Annotated in this window: 2 protein-coding genes; both read right to left on the minus strand. The window is 73.2% G+C overall.

Going from position 1 to position 1,022, the window contains the following annotated elements; translation table 11 throughout:
* Positions 1-77 precede the first annotated feature (77 nt).
* Positions 78-836, minus strand: a complete 759-nt coding sequence (gene modA, locus DEIPI_RS0105730; protein ID WP_027481161.1) for a molybdate ABC transporter substrate-binding protein — start codon at positions 834-836, stop codon at positions 78-80.
* Positions 833-1,022 (minus strand): hypothetical protein (locus DEIPI_RS39040; RefSeq protein WP_211238249.1); only part of this gene is annotated, 190 nt, incomplete at its 5' end. The genes DEIPI_RS39040 and modA, both read right to left, overlap by 4 nt.

Raw genomic sequence — 1,022 nt, forward strand, 5'->3', positions numbered from 1 at the left:
CGGGCGGGGACGCGTGCGCGGCCCGCCCGCGTCGCGGCGCGGCGGCGTTCTCCTGCGGGCGGAGGCGGATCAAGGCGTCACCGTGGCGCGAGGAAGCCCCATTTGCGCAGAACCCGCTGCCCCTCGGGAGACTGCACGTACGCCACGAAGGCCCGCGCGGCGGCGGGCGCGTTCGAGTTCGCGACTACGCCCACGGGGTACGCGGCGGTCTGGTTGAAGCGCGTCGGGAGCGCCACCGTCCGGACGCTCGCCCTCAGGGACGGCGTGACGTCCGTGGTGTACACGACCGCCGCGTCCGCCTCGCCGAGCTGCACCTTGAGCGCGACCTGCCGCACGTTGGGCTCCTCGCTCACGACGTTGCGCAGGAAGCGCGCCGAGTAGTCCTTCCCGTAGGTGCCCGCCTTGTCGATCGCGGCGAGCATCCGGCGGGTGTAGTCCCCCACGGGCACCGTGCGGTCCGCGACGACGACCTTCAGGCCGGGCGTCACGAGGTCCGCGAGGGTACGTACGCGCGCACTGTTCGCGGGCACGATCACCGCGAGGCGGTTGCGGGCGAACACCTGCCCCTGGGTCACGAGGCCCTTCGTGACGAGCGGATCGAACTGCGCGGCGTTCGCGCTGGCGTACACGTCGGCGCGCGCGCCGTTCTCCAGTTGCGTGCGCAGTGCCTGCGAGCCCGCGAACTGGAAGGTGGTGCGGTTCCCGGTACGCGCGTCGAAGGCCTTCCCGAGCTCCGTGAAGGCGTCCGTGAGGGACGCCGCCGCGAACACCGTGACGTTCTCCGCCGACGCGGTACCGAGGGCGAGCAGGACCAGCAGGGACAGCGTTCTCCTCATGGGGTTCCTCTCAGGGGGGTGGGCCAGGGTTCGCCCGCGCGGGTGGGATCGTAGCCGCCGAGCGCGGCGAGCTCCGCGTGAAAGGCGGGCGCGCGCGCCGCGTCCAGCAGGGCCCGCACGCCCGGGTGCCCCAGGTGCTCGGCGGGTACCACCAGGTCGAAGCGTTCGCGCTGCACGGGCACGAAG

This window comes from Deinococcus pimensis DSM 21231 (genome assembly GCF_000519345.1).
GTDB lineage: Bacteria > Deinococcota > Deinococci > Deinococcales > Deinococcaceae > Deinococcus_A > Deinococcus_A pimensis.

Coding starts and splice junctions, on each gene's coding strand:
- modA (WP_027481161.1), bottom strand. CDS start 836: ATGAGGAGAACGCTGTCCCTGCTGGTCCTGCTCGCCCTCGGTACCGCG.